The sequence below is a fragment of the Paracoccus subflavus genome, from assembly GCF_004310345.1.
GTDB classification, from domain to species: domain Bacteria; phylum Pseudomonadota; class Alphaproteobacteria; order Rhodobacterales; family Rhodobacteraceae; genus Paracoccus; species Paracoccus subflavus.
This window is the reverse complement of sequence record NZ_SISK01000002.1, coordinates 180,682-197,070: the sequence shown is the minus strand read 5'-3', so window position 1 is coordinate 197,070 and position 16,389 is coordinate 180,682. Positions and strand designations below refer to the sequence as shown.

The window sequence follows — 16,389 nt, the reverse complement described above, 5'->3', positions numbered from 1 at the left end:
CCATGCAACAGGAACTGCCCCTTGATCCGCAGCCTGCGACGCCGCCCAAGGCCCGGCGCCCCCGCCCCCCGAAAAGGCCCGCCCCCCCGGCGCGCAGCGACATGCGGCTGGTGATCTGGGTCGCCACGCTGATCTTTGTGGCCGATCAGGTGCTGAAATACTGGGTGGTCCATGTGCTGAGGTTGGACCGGGTCCGGGAAATCGACGTGCTGCCGCCCTGGCTGAATCTGCGGATGGCCTGGAACCAGGGCGTAAACTTCGGGCTGATGGCGTCCGATACCGATATCACCAGATGGATCCTGATCGCGGTCGCCCTGGCGATCGTCGCCTGGGTCTGGGTCTGGATCTGGCGATCCAATGCCAGCGTTCTGGCGCGTATCGCGGCCGGGTCCCTGATCGGGGGGGCGCTGGGCAACGTGATCGACCGGCTGATGTACGGGGCAGTCGCGGATTTCCTGAACATGTCGCTGCCCGGCTGGCAAAATCCCTACAGCTTCAACGTGGCCGACATCGCCATCTTTGCCGGCGCCATCGGGCTGGTCCTGATGCCGCAGAAGAAGGAACCCGAAAGACCCGCGCGAAAGACCCGCACCCGGACCCCGGACAATCCCCGTGACGGCACCGGCAAATCCGGATAGAACGGGGCACAAGAAACAAGGGACGGGTTCATGCAGGCTTTCGTCAGAGGCATCGCCGTGGTGGGCGTGATCGGGCTTTCAGCCTGTGGCAGCAACCAACTGATGAATATCGAGACGGGCCAGAACAGCCCGGACGAATTTGCCATCCTGCCCACCCGCTCTTTGTCCATGCCGCCGGATCTGGCGCTGCTGCCCGAACCCACGCCGGGCGGCGCCAACATCACCGACCCGACCCCCGCCGCGGATGCGGTGGCGGCTCTGGGCGGCAATCCTGCGCGGCTGGCCGACCAGGGGGTCGGGGCGGCCGATCAGGCGCTGGTGGCCCATGCCTCGCGTCGGGGCACCGATCCGGCCATCAGGCAAAGACTGGCGCAGGCCGATGCCGACTGGCGGTCGGGCAATCGCCGTCGCCCTCTGGAAGCCTTGTTCGGCACCACCGTTTATCAGCGCACCTATCGCCCGCTGGCGCTGGATTCGACCGCCGAACAGCAGCGCTGGCAGCGGGCGGGGGCCATCACCCAGACTTCGCCTGCCCCGCAGGACGACTGATCCGGCGGACCGGACCCCCTTCTTTCGACGACACATTCCCGCGAGTCCCGTTGCACATGCGACCGGGGCAGGTCAGATTTCAGGACATGCCCCCAAGGAGCGTGTCCCCGATGCACCGACCGACCCTTTCCGCGCTGCTGGCCTTGACGGTCTCGGCATTCCCTGCCCTTGCCCAGATGCCCGAGGGCGTAACCCATTTCACCCTGCCCAACGGGCTTGAAACCGTTGTGATCGAGGATCCGCGGGCGCCGGTGGTGGTGCAGATGGTCTGGTATCGCAACGGATCGGCCGACGAGCCACCCGGCAAGTCTGGCATCGCGCATTACCTGGAACACCTGATGTTCAAGGGCACCGAAAAGCTGGAGCCGGGCGAACTGTCGCGCACCGTCACGGCGAACGGCGGCATGGACAACGCTTTCACCAGCTATGATTTCACCGCCTATTTCCAGCGGATCGCATCCGACCGACTGCCCCTGGTGATGGAAATGGAGGCCGACCGCATGGCCAACCTGCGCATCGGCGAGGACGACTGGCAGGCCGAACGGCAGGTGGTGCTGGAGGAACGGGCGCAGCGCGTGGACAGCGATCCGGGCGCGCTGTTTTCCGAGGAACGCAACGCCACGCTGTTCTACAACCATCCCTACGGCCGCCCGGTGATCGGCTGGCGTGCCGAAATGGAGGGTCTGACGCGCGAGGATGCGCTGGACTGGTACGACGAACACTATTCCCCGAACGAGGCGATCCTGATCCTGGCCGGCGACGTTACCCCCGAACGCGCCCGCGAACTGGCCGAGCGGTATTATGGCCCCATCCCCGCCAAGGGCGAGTCCGCGCCGCGTATCCGCCCCCAGGAACCGCAGCAGCGCGCCGCGCGGCGGATGCAGATGACTGATCCCCGCGTCGCACAACCGGTCATGACGCGCAGCTACCTCGCACCCGAGCGCAATCCCGGCGACCAGGCGGATGCGGCGGCGCTGACGGTTCTGGCAGAGCTTCTGGGAGGGTCCATGCAGACCTCGGTTCTGGGGCGCGACCTGGCGCTGACCGGCAAGGCGCTGTGGGTCGATGTGGGTTATGACGGGCTGGCCGTCGATCCGACCAGCTTCGGCATCTCGATGGTGCCTGCGGACGGCATGGCCCCCGAGGAGGCCGAGGCCGAACTGGACAAGGCCCTGACGACATTTCTGGAAACAGGCCCCGATCCGGCGGCTCTGGACCGGGTCAAGACGCGGATCGAGGCTGCCCGGATCTATGCCCTGGATTCGGCGCATGGCCGGGCCTACGACTATGGCCAAGGGCTTGCGACCGGGCTGACGGTCGATGACGTGAACGACTGGCCCGACCTTCTGGCGGCCGTTACGGTCGATGACGTGATGCGCGCGGCACGCACGGTTCTGGAAAGCGATGCCGCCGTGACCGGCTGGCTGCTGCCCGCCCCCCCGGCCCCTTCCACGGCCCCGGATGCGCAACCCGCCTCGGCCGCCGCTGTTCCCCCGGCCGCTCCTGCCTCGGCGCCTGAAAGTCCGGCGCCCGGCCCTGCCCCCGCAACCCCAGCCGAGGTCGAAGGATGATCCGAGCCGCCCTTTCCCTGTTCTTCGCCGTGCTGGCGGTGCCGGCCCAGGCCATCGAGATCCAGGAGGTCACGTCGCCCGGCGGCATCACCGCCTGGCTGGTCCAGGACGACAGCATTCCCTTTGTCGCCGTCGAATTCGACTTCAAGGGCGGTGCAAGTCTGGATGCGCCCGACAAGCGCGGCGCGATCAACCTGATGACGGCCACCTTGGAAGAAGGCGCAGGCAAGCGCGATTCGGTGGCCTTTGCCCAGGCGGCCGAGGATCTTGGCGCGCGGTTTTCCTTTGACGTGTCCGACGACGTTCTGACCGTCGGCATGCGCGCCCTGACCCAGAACCGCGACGAGACCGCGGCCCTTCTGGCCGAGGCGCTGACCCAGCCGCGGTTCGACGATGCCGCTGTTGAACGGGTCCGCGCGCAGGTCCAGGCGATCATCCGGTCCCAGGAAACCGACCCGCAGGCCATCGCCGCCAAGGAAATGGCCCGCCAGGCCTGGGGCGACCATCCCTATGCGACGTCGATCAACGGCACGGCGGAATCGGTCGCGGCCCTGTCCCGTCAGGATCTGGTGGCCGCCAAGAACCGCGTTCTGGCCCGCGACCGTGTGGTGGTCGGGGCAGCAGGCGACATCACCCCCGAGGAACTGGGGATGCTGGTCGATACGGTTCTGGGGGGCCTGCCCGAACAGGGCACCGCGCCCTTGCCTGAACCGGCAGATCTGCAACTGACCGGCGGCGTCACGGTGATCGACTGGGACAGCCCGCAAACCGTTGTCAGTTTTGCCGGTCCGGGCTTGCCCATCGACGATCCCGACTATTTTGCGGCCTATGTTGCCAATCACATCCTGGGCGGCGGCGGCTTCAGCTCGCGGCTGATGACAGAGATCCGGGAGAAGCGCGGGCTGACCTATGGCGTGGGGACGGGGCTTGCCACGGGGCTTTACGGCCAGACCTGGCAGGGCGGCATGTCCGGGTCGAACGCCACCACGGGACAGGCGGTGGATCTGATCCGGCAGGAATGGGATCGCATGGCCCAAGGCGTCAGCGATGCAGAACTGGCGGACGCCAAGACCTATCTGACCGGCGCCTATCCGCTGCGCTTCGATGGAAACGGCGCTATCGCGGGCATTCTGGCGGGAATGCAGATCAACGGCTTTCCCATCGACTATGTGGACACCCGCAATGCCAAGGTCGAGGCCGTGACGGCGCAGGATGTGCAGCGCGTTGCCGGACGGTTGCTGAAGTCCGACCGGCTGCGCTTTGTGCTGGTAGGACGCCCCGAAGGGATCGCTGCGACCGATCCTGCCCTGACCGAAGTCCTGCCGGTCGAATAACCGGCCGAATCGCTGGCCCGTCAGGGGGGCCGATGCTAGATTTGGGGACATGAACCACCATGCCCCCAATATCCTGCCCGTCATTCGCCAACTGGACGAGGCGACGGCCAACCGCATTGCCGCCGGCGAAGTGGTGGAGCGTCCCGCCTCGGCCGTCAAGGAACTGGTGGAAAACGCGCTGGACGCGGGGGCCACGCGCATCGACGTGATGATCGAGGACGGCGGCAAGCGGCTGATCCGCGTCTGCGACAACGGCTGCGGCATGACACCCGAGGATCTGCCCCTGGCGGTGTCGCGCCATGCCACCAGCAAGATCGACGGCAGCGATCTTCTGGCGATCCGGTCATTCGGTTTCCGGGGCGAGGCGCTGCCCTCGCTGGGCGCGGTGGGGCGGCTGGTCATCACCTCGCGGACACGGGACGGCGAGGGTGCAGCCATCACCGTCACAGGGGGCAAGGTCGGCCCGGCGCGCCCCGCCGCGGCCAATCCCGGCACGGTGGTTGAATTGCGCGACCTGTTCTTCGCCACGCCCGCGCGGCTGAAATTCCTGCGCGGCGACCGGGCCGAAACCATGGCCGTGGCCGACTGCCTGCGCCGTCTGGCCATGGCCGAGCCCTATGTTGGCCTTACCCTGACCGTCGATGGAAAGGAAATCTTTCGCGCCGATGCCGAGAGCGGCGATCTGTTCGATGCCCTGCCCGCCCGGCTGGCCCGGATCATGGGGCGCGACTTCATCGACAATGCCATGTCCCTCGACGCCGAACGCGACGGCTTGCGCCTGACGGGATTTGCGGCGCTGCCCACCTGGTCGCGCGGGGCGGCGGTGGCGCAGCACCTGAACGTCAACGGCCGCCCGGTCCGCGACCGGCTGCTGATGGGGGCCCTGCGTGCGGGCTACAGCGATGTGTTGCCTGCCGGGCGGCATCCCGGCGCCGTGCTGTTTCTGTCGTGCGATCCGCAGCTTGTGGACGTGAACGTCCATCCCGCCAAGGCCGAGGTTCGCTTTCGGGACCCACAGGCGGCGCGCGGCCTGGTGGTCGCGGCCCTGCGGCACGGGCTGGCAGGCGCCGGGCATCGCAGTTCGACCACCCTGGCCCAGGCGGCGCTGAACGCATTCCGCGCCGAGGCGCCGGCGTCGCGGGCCTTTGTGCCGGAACCAGAACCTCGGGATGGGGCGATGGGGGCAGCGCCACACCTTCACGTCCCGATCCCCGGCTTTGCCGAGGCGCCCTCGGCACGAGCCGATCGTCCGGACGACGCCCCCCTGCCCGGCGACACCCCCCTGCCCGGCGACACCCCCTTGGGTGCGGCACGGGCGCAGGTTCATGAAAACTATATCATCGCGCAGACCCTAGACGGGGTTGTCATCGTTGATCAGCATGCCGCACACGAACGGCTGGTCTATGAACGGCTCAAGGCGCAGGCGGCACGGTCGGGCATCGTGCGCCAGGTGCTTCTGATCCCCGAGATCGTGGAACTGTCCCCCATGGATGCCCACCGCATCCTGTCCATCGCGGAGGATCTGGCCGATCTGGGGCTGGTGATCGAGCCCTTTGGCGGCGGGGCAGTGGTGCTGCGCGAAACCCCGGCCATGCTGACGCACCTGGATGCCCCGGCGCTGATCCGCGACATCCTGGACGATCTGGCCGATCAGGGATCGTCAGACCGTCTGCGCGCGCGGCTGGATGCGGTGCTGTCGTCGGTGGCCTGTCACGGATCGGTTCGGTCAGGCCGGCGGATGACTGTGGACGAGATGAACGCCCTGCTGCGGGACATGGAGCGGACCCCCCGTTCGGGCCAGTGCAACCACGGCCGCCCCACCTGGGTCAAGCTGCGCCTTGCCGATATCGAACGCCTGTTCGGCCGCAAGGATTGACCCTGCTGTGCAACGGCGCGACAGTCGGCCCATCCAAGGAGCCGCGTCATGCTGCAAATCAGTCCCGCCAAGATCGCCCATATCATCATCCGCGCCCGCGAATACGACAGTGGCGTCAATCCCTGGGCGCATTCGGGCAGCCGGCCGCAGCACGGCATTCAAAGCGAGCTTTCCGAATTCATCGGCGTCAATCCCTGGGCGCATTCGGGCAGCCGGCCGCAGCACGGCATTCAAAGCGAGCTTTCCGAATTCATCGCCACCCTCAACGAGGACGAGCAGGCCTCGCTGGTGGCCGTGATGTGGATCGGCCGAGAGAGCTTCGAGCCCGAGGAATTGGAACAAGCCATCGAAACCGCCCGGATCGAGCGGACCACCCCCACCGAAAGCTATCTGATGGGCGAGCCGCGCCTGGCCGACCTGCTCGAGGCCGGGCTGGAAGCCCTCGGCATCTCGCCCGAAGATGCCGAGGATGACGTGACGCGGCCCGTCTGACGTCGATCCCTCCCTACTGCGCAGAGGTGACCCGGATCAATCGGCCGTTATCTTCGTCGGTCAGCAGCATGATCGACCCGTCGCGGGCCACCTCGACCTCGCGCACACGTCCGATGCCCTGCAGGTGGCGCGCCTCGCCCGCGACGCGGTCGCCGTCCATGTCAAGCCGCACCAGAGCCTCGGCCTGAAGACCGCCGATCAGCAGGTCACCCTGCCAGTCAGGGAACATCCTGCCGTCGTAAAACGTCATCTGACCCGGTGCGATCACGGGATCCCAGTAATAAACGGGCTGTTCGGTGCCCGCAAGCTGGGTGCTGCCCTCGTCTACCGACTGACCGCTGTATTCGACGCCATAGGTAACGCGGGGCCAGCCATAGTTGCGGCCCGCCTGCGGAAGGTTCAACTCGTCGCCGCCCTTGGGACCATGTTCGATGGTCCATAGCCGCCCCTGACCGTCCAGCGCGGCGCCCTGGATGTTGCGATGCCCCCAGGACCAGATCTCGGGCAGGGCCTCGGCCACGCCGGGATCACCCATCGGGGCGCCGGTTTCAGGATCGATGCGCACGACCTTGCCCAGCGTCGTGGTGACGTTCTGGGCATACACGCGCGCGTCCTGCACGGACCGTTCGCCCGTGGTCACGATCAACCCGCCGTCATTGTCGAACACCAGAACCGATCCGTAATGCTTGGTGGAATCCCAGGCCGGCTGCTGTTGCCAGATCACCTGCACGTTCTGCAGGCTTGCATTGTCGTCCGACAGCGTGCCCGTGGCCACGGCGGTCGCAGTCTTGCGGTTGTCGCGCGGCTGGGCAAAGCTGATCCACACCCGGCGGGTTTCGGCGAAGTCGTCGCGCACCGCCACGTCCAGCAGGCCACCTTGGTCGCGGGTGTCCAGATCCGGCAGCCCCGCGATGGGATCGGACAGGGTGCCGTCCTGACCGACCATCCGCAGATTGCCCGACCGTTCGGTTACAAGCCAGGCACCATCGGGCAATTCGGCAAGGCCCCAGGGATGGTCCAGCCCTTCGACCAACACGGTCTGCTGCAATTCCACGTCGTCCGCCAGGACAGGCGCGCGGGTCTGGCCTTGAAAGGCCGGCTCCTGACCGGGGGCCTCGGGGGGCGCTGCGTTGAAATCCTGCGCGAGCGCGGTTCCGGCCAGAAGGAAGGCCCCTGCGCTCAGCAGGGAAAGGCGGGACGAATGGCAAGGCAAGGTCATGGACAGGGGCCTTTCGTTAACTAGGGAACACTGGCCGAACCCGCCCTGTCCACTCACGTTCCCCGCACAACCATCACGTCTGTGTCAGTCCAGCCTGTTGGCATGGTCGCGAAACACGGCCGCGGCCCGGCCCCAGGCCCCGTGGTCGATACGGTCGAGGCAGGCAAGAACCGGCAGCAACTGCCGCGCGAAATCAACCGAGCTTTCGCGCGGCAGCATCGAGGGCAGGTTGTCGATCGCCATCACGTCCAGCGGCGGGAGGTCGGCCACGCGCAGAACCGGCTGGCTCCAGGTGGTTACGCGGTCATAGACCTTTATGGGGGAAAAGTCGCTGACCGGATCGCAGGCCACGTCGCCGATGACGCGCAGCGCCCGGCCCGGCGCCACGCCGTCGCGGGGCACAAAGACCGGCGCACCCGGCCGGGCAAGGATCGCGTTGATGAACAGGTCATGCGCCATCACTTCGGGGAACGGGCCTCCATGGGCGGTCTCGGCCATGTCCCAGCGGGTGACGGCCACGCCAAGTTCCACAAGCAGGTCGGCAGCCCCGCTGCCCACGCGACCCTTGGCACCGATCACCAGGGCGTGCGGGCGGTGGCGGCCGGTCGCGTCCATCTGCGCGCGCAATTCGTCCAGCAACAGCGCCCGGTCGGCATAGGCGTGGATGGGGCCGCAGATCCCGCCCCGCTGCTGCGCAACCCAGGCCTTGAGCGTGACCGCCGCGCCTGCATATCCCGCCCAGTATCCGAAGGCGGCCAGACGGCGGCCGTTGTCATCGGTCAGGTATTCCAGATCATAGAGAACCCCGCCCCCCTCGCGAAAGCGGCGCAGCAGGGCCTGCCCTTCAGGCTGACCCTTGTAGGCATGACCGAACATGATGTGGCGATGGCGCAGCGGCGTGTCGTCGGCGGGCAGTTCCTTCACCCCCAAGACGATGGCATCGTCGGGGGCCGTGGTCCAGCTTGCCGCCGGCACGATGGTGGCCCCGGCGCGCGCGTAAGCGTCCGTCGGAAAGACGCGGGTGGGGCTGTCCTCGACAGTGACGGCAAAACCCCGGGCCATCAGGTCGGCCGCACCCTCTGGGGTGATGCCTGCACGATCCTCGTTCGGGCGGCTTTCGGCGCGGATCCACAGATGAGTCATCGTCACCTCGACGGGCTGGTCGGTGCCAGCCTGCCCGCTGCGCCGACCGACGGCAAGGGAACCCCGCAGGCGTGATCCGTGTTCCCACCCGTCCCTATCGTTTCACATGCTTCACAGCGGAGTTCTCGATGATCCTCAGCCGCCGCGCCAGCCTGATGCTGGGCATCGCCGCCCTTGGCGCCACCGTTCTGCCCAGCCTTGCCATGGCCCAGGCGGAAACGCAGTCCTCCTTTTCCTTTCCTGTGGATGGCGGCGACGTGATCTTTCATCCGGTCGATCACGCCTCGATGGTGATCGAGACTCCGGGCGGTGTCATCTATGTCGACCCGGTAGGCGGCGCCGAGGCCTATGCAGGCAAGCCGCAGCCGTCGCTGATCCTGATTACCCACGAACATGGCGATCACTACGACCTGCCGACCCTAGAAGCCCTGCCCCCCGTGGCGATCATCGCGAACCCTGCGGTCCATTCCATGCTGCCCGCCGAGATGCAATCCCGTTCGACCGCCATGGCCAATGGCGACGAGGGCGAAACAATGGGCATGCGGATCGAGGCTGTTCCAGCCTACAACATCACCCCCGACCGGCTGCAATATCATCCCCAGGGCCGCGACAACGGCTATGTGCTGACGATTGGCGGCAAGCGGTTCTATATCGCCGGCGATACCGAGGACACACCCGAGATGCGCGCCCTGGAGGGGATCGAGGTCGCGTTCCTGCCCATGAACCTGCCCTATACGATGACGATCGAACAGGCCGCCGACGCGGTGGCTGCGTTCCGGCCCGTCACGGTCTTTCCCTATCACCACCGCGACAGCGACGTGCAGGAATTCGCCGGTCTGGTCGAGGCGTCGGACGCCGGCAGCCTTGTGATCCTTGCGAACTGGTATCCGACCGGCGCAGCGGGTTGATCCTGCGCCCTTGAACCGGGCGGCAGCGCACTGTCGCGTTGCGGCCCGGTGCCTTGCAGGTTTCATCCCTGGACGGGGGACCAGGCCGGCCATGTCCGGCAGGACCGGTCAGTCCGGATAGCCCCCATCGGCATCGTCGCCGGATTCTTCGGCCAGACGTTCGAAATCGGTCAGAATGATGGCGCGCTTGCCCACCAGTTCGATCACCCCTTCGCGCTTGAGCGTGCTGATCTGGCGGCTGACGGTTTCCAGCGTCAGCCCCAGATAATCCGCCATCGCCTCACGCGTCAGGGCCAGGTCGATCTGCATCCGGCCGCCCGGCTGGCGTTTGTGCAGCGCCGCCTCGCGCCGCGCCAGAAGCGTCAGGAAGGACGCGATCCTTTCGCGTGCGGTCTTGCGGCCCAGAAGCAGCATCCATTCGCGCGCCGCGTCCAGTTCGTCCAGGGTCATTTCCAGCAGACGATGCGCAAGATGGGGCGTGCTGCGCATCATCTGTTCGAACGGCTTGCGGCGAAAGCAGCACAACACAACGCGGGTCGCGGCAACGGCGTTGTAGGGGGCAAGGTCGCGGCTGGGCCGGCCCAGGAAATCGCTGGGCAACAGCAGGCCCACCATCTGCGTGCGCCCATCCTCAAGCGTCTGGGTCAGGGTGGCCACGCCGGTCACGACCGACCCCACGAAATCCATCCGGTCGCCTTCCCAGATGATCGGCTGGCCGGGTTCGAAGCTGCGGTAAAGCTTCATGCCCTCCAGAAGGGCCAGTTCGTCGGCCTCGCAGTGCGCACAGACCGCGCGGTAACGGATAGGGCAGTCCCCGCACCGTTCCCGGCCGTCGCGGCTGGCGGATTTTTCATTGATTTGGGTCAAGGCAATCTCGCGCGCTAAGATGCAATCCTAACCGCATGAGCAAGGTATCGCAACTGAAGCGGCTGGGATTGTTCGATTCGCGCGTTCCGCGATACACCAGCTATCCGCCCGCGACGCAATTCACGGCCGGCATCGATTCCCATATCGTCGCGCCGTGGCTGCACTCCATCCCCGAGGGATCGGCGATCTCGCTGTATGTCCATGTTCCCTTCTGCCGCAGGCTGTGCTGGTTCTGCGCCTGCCGCACGCAGGGCACCCGGACGCTGGACCCTGTTATCGCCTATGTGGACACGGTTCTGGCCGAACTGGACCTGCTGCGCGGCCACCTGCCGCAGGGCCTGCGTCTGTCGCGGCTGCACTGGGGTGGGGGCACGCCGTCGCTGTTGCCGCCCGACCAGATGCGGCGGTTGGCCGAAGCAATCGTTTCCGCCATTCCGATGACCGATGATGCCGAATTCTCGGTCGAGATCGACCCGTCGGAGATCGACGCCCCCCGTATGGCGGCACTTGCGGTCTCGGGGGTGAATCGCGCCTCGATCGGGGTGCAGGACTTCGACCCGAAGATTCAGGACGCCATCGGTCGCCAGCAATCCTTCGAACTTACGGCCCGCGCCGTTGATCTGATCCGCAGCCACGGCATCGCAAGCCTGAATGCCGACATCCTTTATGGACTGCCTTATCAGAATAGCAGCCGCATTTCGGAAACGGTTCAGAAATTGCTGGCCCTGTCGCCGGACCGGGTGGCGCTTTACGGCTATGCCCATGTGCCCTGGATGTCCAAGCGCCAGGTGATGATTCCGGAAGATGCCCTGCCCGGCAACGAGGATCGGCTGTCCCTGTTTCAGACCGCCCGCGACCTGTTCGTCGCGGACGGCTATGCCGAGATCGGAATCGACCATTTCGCCCGGCCCGGCGACGGGCTGGCGGCGGCGCAACGCTCGGGTCGGCTGCGGCGAAACTTTCAGGGCTATACCGAGGACCGGGCACAGGTTCTGCTGGGTCTTGGCGCCTCGTCGATTTCGCGCTTTCCCCAAGGCTACGCACAGAACGCGTCGGCGACCGGGGCCTATACCGCCGCCGTACGCAACGGACGCCTGCCCCACGCGCGGGGCCATGCCTTCACCCCCGAGGATCGCTGGCGCGGCCGGATGATCGAACAACTGATGTGCGATTTTTCGATTGATGCAGAAGAAATGATCCGGGACCACGGCCTGACCCCGGTCCGGTTGCAACAGATCTTCGATCCGGTGATCGCCCGGTTCGGCGGCATGGTCGAGGTCGGCCCCTGGGGCCTGCGCATTGCCCCCGAGGGGCGACCGCTGACGCGGATGATTGCCAACATGCTGGACGCCTATCAGGCGGCCCCGGCCAGCCACTCATCTGCCGTATGAGGGGCGGGCACGAATAATCCGCCCGCCATGAAGCGGGCCTTCTGACGGATGGTGGCAACGCGGCCGGCCGATCCGCTGAACAAAGGCGATTCATATGTCGAAAGGTTGTCGGTTCCTGGGGCTAACTGCTTAATACTCAAGGATCCTCGGGATCGGTCTTGCTAAAATTGAAGGTGTTTTGCGCACACGGATTGGCAAATCCGCGAGTATGTTTGCGTGACGTACAGCAAGACTCATCAAAGGCGCGAATGGATTTGCCCGACCCCTCCTCGATACCTTCCGGCTCTGCCGCGACCTGTGCCGACGACGACCGGCCGAACCTTGGCAACCTCTTGCCCGCCATGGCGGTGGCCTGCCTTGCGTTGCTTTGCCTTGTGGTGGTGAACCTGATGCCGGGCACGGAAGCGTCGGGCCGGTATATCGTGATCGCCGCACCGTCGTTTGACCGCAGGGCCATCACCGAAATGATCCACGATGCCGGCGCCGGGGTGGTGGCGATCGGGATGCTGCCCGGTGTCGCGGTCGCCTGGTCCGACGATCCGGGCTTTGCCGATACCGCGCGCGCCCATGGGGCCTGGATGGTGACCCCGACCTCTGCCTTTGCGGGCTGTGGCGTTTCAAACAGGGTGCCGGAATGAGCGACGAATTGAACCATTTGCGCCTGCGGTTCGGGCATCTGCTGGTATTGTTTTTCTGGCTGCACGTCCCCCTGCTGGGATCCATCGCGTTTTCAAGGGGAACGATGTCCGTTTCGACGGCAGTGTTGATCGGTGCCGCAGTGGCAACCATTTATCAACTGACATGGTATCGTCACGGCACCGCCCCCGTGACGCGCTATGTCAGTGCCGTCCTGCTGGTGGCCCAGCCGTCGCTGCTTCTGGCACTGTTGCAGGGGCATGAATGGCAGATGGACATGCATATGTACTTCTTTACCATGCTCGCTCTCGTCATCGCATGGTTCGACCGCACGACCTTGTTGATTGCCGCGGCGGTGACCGCGCTGCACCATCTGGTGTTGCTTTATTTTCTGCCGCTGGCCGTATTTTCAAACGATGGAAATCTTGCCCGCGTCCTGCTGCACGCCGTGTTTGTCATCTTTCAGATGATGGTGCTGATCTGGGTCCGCGACAAGGTCGTCGGGTCGGTCAACCGGATCGAGCGGATGGGGACCGAACTTGTTGCCAAAGGCGAAATCCTGAAGCAGCGCACCCACGAGGCCGAACAGGCCAGCCGGGCCAAGGGCATGTTCCTGGCCACCATGAGCCACGAGATCCGCACCCCCATCAACGCGATCATCGGCTTTTGCCACCTGATCCAGCGCAGCACGCTGGACAGCCGCCAGCGGGACCAGATCACCAAGATCAAAAGCGCTGGCGTCACCCTGCTGCGGCTGGTGAACGACATTCTGGACCTGTCCAAGAACGAGGCTGGCCACCTGACGCTGGATGAGGTCGTCTTCGACCCCCGTGCCGGTCTGTCCCATCTGGTCCAGATGCTGTCTGAACCGTTGCACAAGAAAAACCTCAGGATCGAGATGCATCTCGATCCCCAGATCCCGGCCCTTCTTGCCGGCGACGCGACCCGGCTGAACCAGGTTCTGACCAACCTGCTGGGAAATGCCATCAAGTTCACTGACAATGGCACGATCACCATCGTGGCGCGCGTGGTCAAGCGCAGCGGCGACATGATCGAGATCGAAACCGCAATCTCGGACAACGGCATCGGCATGACCGCCGAACAGTTGTCGCGCATGTTCACGCCCTTCATGCAGGCCGACAGTTCGACCACGCGCCGTTTTGGCGGAACCGGGCTGGGCCTGGCGATCTGCCGCCAGATCGTTGAACAGATGAACGGCTGGATCCGCGCCGAAAGCGAGCCGGGCCAAGGCAGCACATTCACCATCATGACCCCCCTCCGGGTGCCGGAATACCAGACGCGGTCCAGCGCCATGCCTTCGGATGAGGTTCGGCAACTGCGTATCCTTCTGGTGGACGACAACCCCATCGTGCTGCGGATCATGCAGGAAATCTTCGCGCAATGGGACATGGCGATCGACACGGCGGATTCGGGCAATCTTGCCCTGACGCTGGCCCGGCGCGCACTGCAGACGAACCGTCCCTACGATCTTGTGATCCTGGACTGGAAGATGCCCGGCATGGACGGTGTTGAAACCCTGCACGCCCTGCGGGACGCCTTCGGCACGGTGCCGGTCCCGTTCACCATGATGATGACCTCCTACAACATCGAAGAGGTCAGACAGGACGCCGCAGGCAAAGGAATCGACCTGTTCATCAGCAAGCCGGTCAGCGCGGAAAGTCTTCTCGACGCGCTGAACCAAGTGCCGTTGGCTCGTATCGGTACGACGCATGCCGCGCTTCGGCAAGGGGCGTCCCTGCCGCAGGGGCTGCGCGTCCTGCTGGTCGACGACAACGAGATCAACCGGGAAATCGCCACCGAAATCCTTATCGATGCAGGGTTGGCGGTCGATTGCGCCGCCAATGGCGCGATTGCCTGCCGGATGATCGATGACGCGGCGGCGGACTATGCCGCTGTTCTGATGGATGTCCAGATGCCCGAGATGGACGGCATCACCGCAACCAGACGCATCCGCGAAACCTGGCCGTCCGAACGGTTGCCGATCATCGCCATGACGGCCCATGCCTTTGCCGAGGAACGTCGGAACTGTCTGGACGCGGGCATGAACGACCATCTGGCAAAACCCGTCGATCCCGCACATCTGATCGCCACCCTGAAACGCTGGCTGCGTATGCCCCCCGTTGCCCAGCCGGTTCCGAATGCGGCCGAGGCCGGCATTCTGCCCCCTGCCCTGCCGCCCTTCGACATTCCGGCGGCTCTCAGGCGGGTCAACGGAAAAGAGGCTCTGTTGCGGCGGCTGATCCTGTCGTTTTCCGAAAGCTATGCCGGGTTCTGCAAGGATCTGGCCGGGATGCTCTGGAATGGCCGGGCCGAAGAGGCCCACCGCCTTGCCCATACCCTGCGAGGGGTGGCCGCATCGCTGGAACTGGCGCAGGTTGCCGCATTGGCCGGACAGATCGAACGCGTCCTGTCGGAAGGCAAGGCCCAGGAAGCACCGCCCCTGCTTGCGGAACTGGAACCGCTGCTGGATCATGCCGTGGCTGCGGCCGGACGGTTGCAGTTGACCGATGCGGTCCCCGCAGGCGAATCGCCGGGGCTGATCCCGGTATCCAGGGTTGACCCGGTTCATCTGGCCCAGGCGCTGGCAACGATCCGCGGACAGATCGGGCGCCGCAGCCTGTCGGCCCGGCAAGGCTTTGCACGGCTGGCCGATCTGTTGCAGCTTGACGATGCGGCACGGCTGGCCCACCCCTTGCATCTGGCCCTGCAACGGCTGGACTATGCGACCGCTTCCGCCCTGATCGATCGGGATTATCCCAACAGCACAGAGGGAGCCTTGGCATGACCGTCAAGCCCGTCATCCTGGTTGTCGATGACGAGATCGCCAATATCGAGATCGTCAGCGCCGCGCTGGACGATGATTACGAGATCAGCTTTGCGCTGTCCGGCAATCAGGCGCTGGAGATTGCCCACGCCGCCGGACCGGATCTGATCCTGCTTGATGTCCTTATGCCCGGCCTGAACGGTTACGAGGTGTGCAGGCTGTTCAAGCGGGATGCGGCGCTGTCGGATGTGCCGGTTATCTTCACCACCAGCCTTGATGCGACCGAGGCCGAGGTGCTGGGCCTTTCTGCCGGCGCCATCGACTATGTGACCAAGCCCTTTCAACCCAGCGCCCTGCGGCGTAGGGTCGGCAACCATATCGAGATGAAACGGATGCGCGACCAGTTGGCCGGGCTGGCGATGCAGGACCATCTGACCGGCCTGGGCAACCGGCGCATGCTGGAACAGCGCCTGCAGGGCGAAATGCGCCAGTCAGGCCGGGACGGCAGCGATCTGACGCTGATCCTGATGGACATCGATCATTTCAAGCGCTTCAACGACACCTATGGCCATCTCGAGGGTGATCGCTGCCTTCAAAGGGTCGCCGCCGTTCTGGGCAGCCATGTGAACCGCGGACGCGATGTCGGGGCCCGCTATGGTGGCGAGGAATTCGCCTGCATCCTGCCCGACACCTGCCATGCCGGGGGCATGACCGTGGCCGAGGCGATCCGTGCCGATGTCGAAGCCATGGCGATCCCCCATGCCGGATCGCCCGTCAGCCCGGTCGTAACCGTCAGCCTTGGCGTGACGACAGGAACCTTTTTGCCCGGCATGACGGCCGACATGTGGATCTCGAAAGCCGACCAGATGCTTTACCGCAGCAAGGAGACCGGCCGAAACCGCGTGACCGGCGAGGGTGCCGCCCTGGCGCCGCCGCCGGGCCGCCGGTAATTCACACGACGGCCAGCCTGGGCTGTGGCA

The 16,389-nt window shown here is 65.5% G+C and carries 14 protein-coding genes; 11 read left to right on the top strand and 3 right to left on the bottom strand.

The window, feature by feature from the left end:
• Window positions 1–2: 2 nt before the first annotated feature.
• The 6 genes from lspA to EYE42_RS04035 all read left to right on the top strand — a co-directional run bounded on the left by lspA (window position 3) and on the right by EYE42_RS04035 (window position 6,460).
• On the top strand, window positions 3–638 hold the full coding sequence (gene lspA / locus EYE42_RS04060) for a signal peptidase II (RefSeq protein ID WP_342772686.1): 636 nt from the start codon (window positions 3–5) through the stop codon (window positions 636–638).
• A gap of 30 nt (window positions 639–668) precedes the next feature.
• Window positions 669–1,187 (top strand): DUF3035 domain-containing protein, encoded by a 519-nt coding sequence (locus EYE42_RS04055; protein WP_130990033.1) that lies wholly within the window; start codon window positions 669–671, stop codon window positions 1,185–1,187.
• Between the two features lie 110 nt (window positions 1,188–1,297).
• Window positions 1,298–2,758 carry a M16 family metallopeptidase gene (locus EYE42_RS04050; RefSeq protein WP_130990032.1) on the top strand — a complete coding sequence of 487 codons (1,461 nt, stop codon included), beginning with the start codon at window positions 1,298–1,300 and terminating at the stop codon, window positions 2,756–2,758.
• On the top strand, window positions 2,755–4,092 hold the full coding sequence (locus EYE42_RS04045; RefSeq protein ID WP_130990031.1) for a M16 family metallopeptidase: 1,338 nt from the start codon (window positions 2,755–2,757) through the stop codon (window positions 4,090–4,092). The genes EYE42_RS04050 and EYE42_RS04045 overlap by 4 nt, the downstream gene beginning before the upstream one ends.
• A gap of 49 nt (window positions 4,093–4,141) precedes the next feature.
• A complete protein-coding gene (gene mutL / locus EYE42_RS04040) occupies window positions 4,142–5,968 on the top strand; it encodes a DNA mismatch repair endonuclease MutL (RefSeq protein ID WP_130990030.1) in 1,827 nt (608 codons plus the stop codon).
• A gap of 48 nt (window positions 5,969–6,016) precedes the next feature.
• The gene (locus EYE42_RS04035) at window positions 6,017–6,460 is read left to right on the top strand and encodes a DUF3775 domain-containing protein (RefSeq protein ID WP_130990029.1); all 444 of its coding nucleotides are present in this window, start codon (window positions 6,017–6,019) and stop codon (window positions 6,458–6,460) included.
• A 13-nt stretch (window positions 6,461–6,473) separates the two neighbouring features.
• Here EYE42_RS04035 and EYE42_RS04030 read toward each other — a convergent pair whose 3' ends face one another.
• Together EYE42_RS04030 and EYE42_RS04025 are read right to left on the bottom strand one after the other, a co-directional pair.
• Window positions 6,474–7,679 carry a PQQ-dependent sugar dehydrogenase gene (locus EYE42_RS04030; RefSeq protein ID WP_130990028.1) on the bottom strand — a complete coding sequence of 402 codons (1,206 nt, stop codon included), beginning with the start codon at window positions 7,677–7,679 and terminating at the stop codon, window positions 6,474–6,476.
• A gap of 84 nt (window positions 7,680–7,763) precedes the next feature.
• Window positions 7,764–8,822: a saccharopine dehydrogenase gene (locus tag EYE42_RS04025; protein WP_130990027.1), complete on the bottom strand. Its 1,059-nt coding sequence runs from the start codon at window positions 8,820–8,822 to the stop codon at window positions 7,764–7,766.
• 128 nt (window positions 8,823–8,950) lie between these two features.
• Here EYE42_RS04025 and EYE42_RS04020 point away from each other — a divergent pair, with 128 nt between their 5' ends.
• Window positions 8,951–9,730, top strand: a complete 780-nt coding sequence (locus EYE42_RS04020; RefSeq protein WP_130990026.1) for an MBL fold metallo-hydrolase — start codon at window positions 8,951–8,953, stop codon at window positions 9,728–9,730.
• A gap of 108 nt (window positions 9,731–9,838) precedes the next feature.
• On the opposite strand, the gene fnrL is transcribed toward EYE42_RS04020, so the two are convergent.
• Window positions 9,839–10,588, bottom strand: a complete 750-nt coding sequence (gene fnrL / locus EYE42_RS04015; RefSeq protein WP_246020586.1) for a transcriptional regulator FnrL — start codon at window positions 10,586–10,588, stop codon at window positions 9,839–9,841.
• A 44-nt stretch (window positions 10,589–10,632) separates the two neighbouring features.
• On the opposite strand from fnrL, the gene hemN reads away from it, so the two are divergent.
• The 4 genes from hemN to EYE42_RS03995 all read left to right on the top strand — a co-directional run bounded on the left by hemN (window position 10,633) and on the right by EYE42_RS03995 (window position 16,359).
• Complete coding sequence (gene hemN, locus EYE42_RS04010) at window positions 10,633–11,988, top strand: oxygen-independent coproporphyrinogen III oxidase (protein ID WP_130990025.1); 1,356 nt, start codon at window positions 10,633–10,635, stop codon at window positions 11,986–11,988.
• Window positions 11,989–12,236: 248 nt separating this feature from the next.
• Window positions 12,237–12,626, top strand: a complete 390-nt coding sequence (locus EYE42_RS04005; protein ID WP_130990024.1) for a hypothetical protein — start codon at window positions 12,237–12,239, stop codon at window positions 12,624–12,626.
• A complete protein-coding gene (locus EYE42_RS04000) occupies window positions 12,623–15,430 on the top strand; it encodes a hybrid sensor histidine kinase/response regulator (protein WP_130990023.1) in 2,808 nt (935 codons plus the stop codon). The genes EYE42_RS04005 and EYE42_RS04000 overlap by 4 nt, the downstream gene beginning before the upstream one ends.
• The gene (locus EYE42_RS03995) at window positions 15,427–16,359 is read left to right on the top strand and encodes a GGDEF domain-containing protein (protein WP_130990022.1); all 933 of its coding nucleotides are present in this window, start codon (window positions 15,427–15,429) and stop codon (window positions 16,357–16,359) included. Before EYE42_RS04000 ends, EYE42_RS03995 begins: the two co-directional genes overlap by 4 nt.
• Window positions 16,360–16,389: the final 30 nt, after the last annotated feature.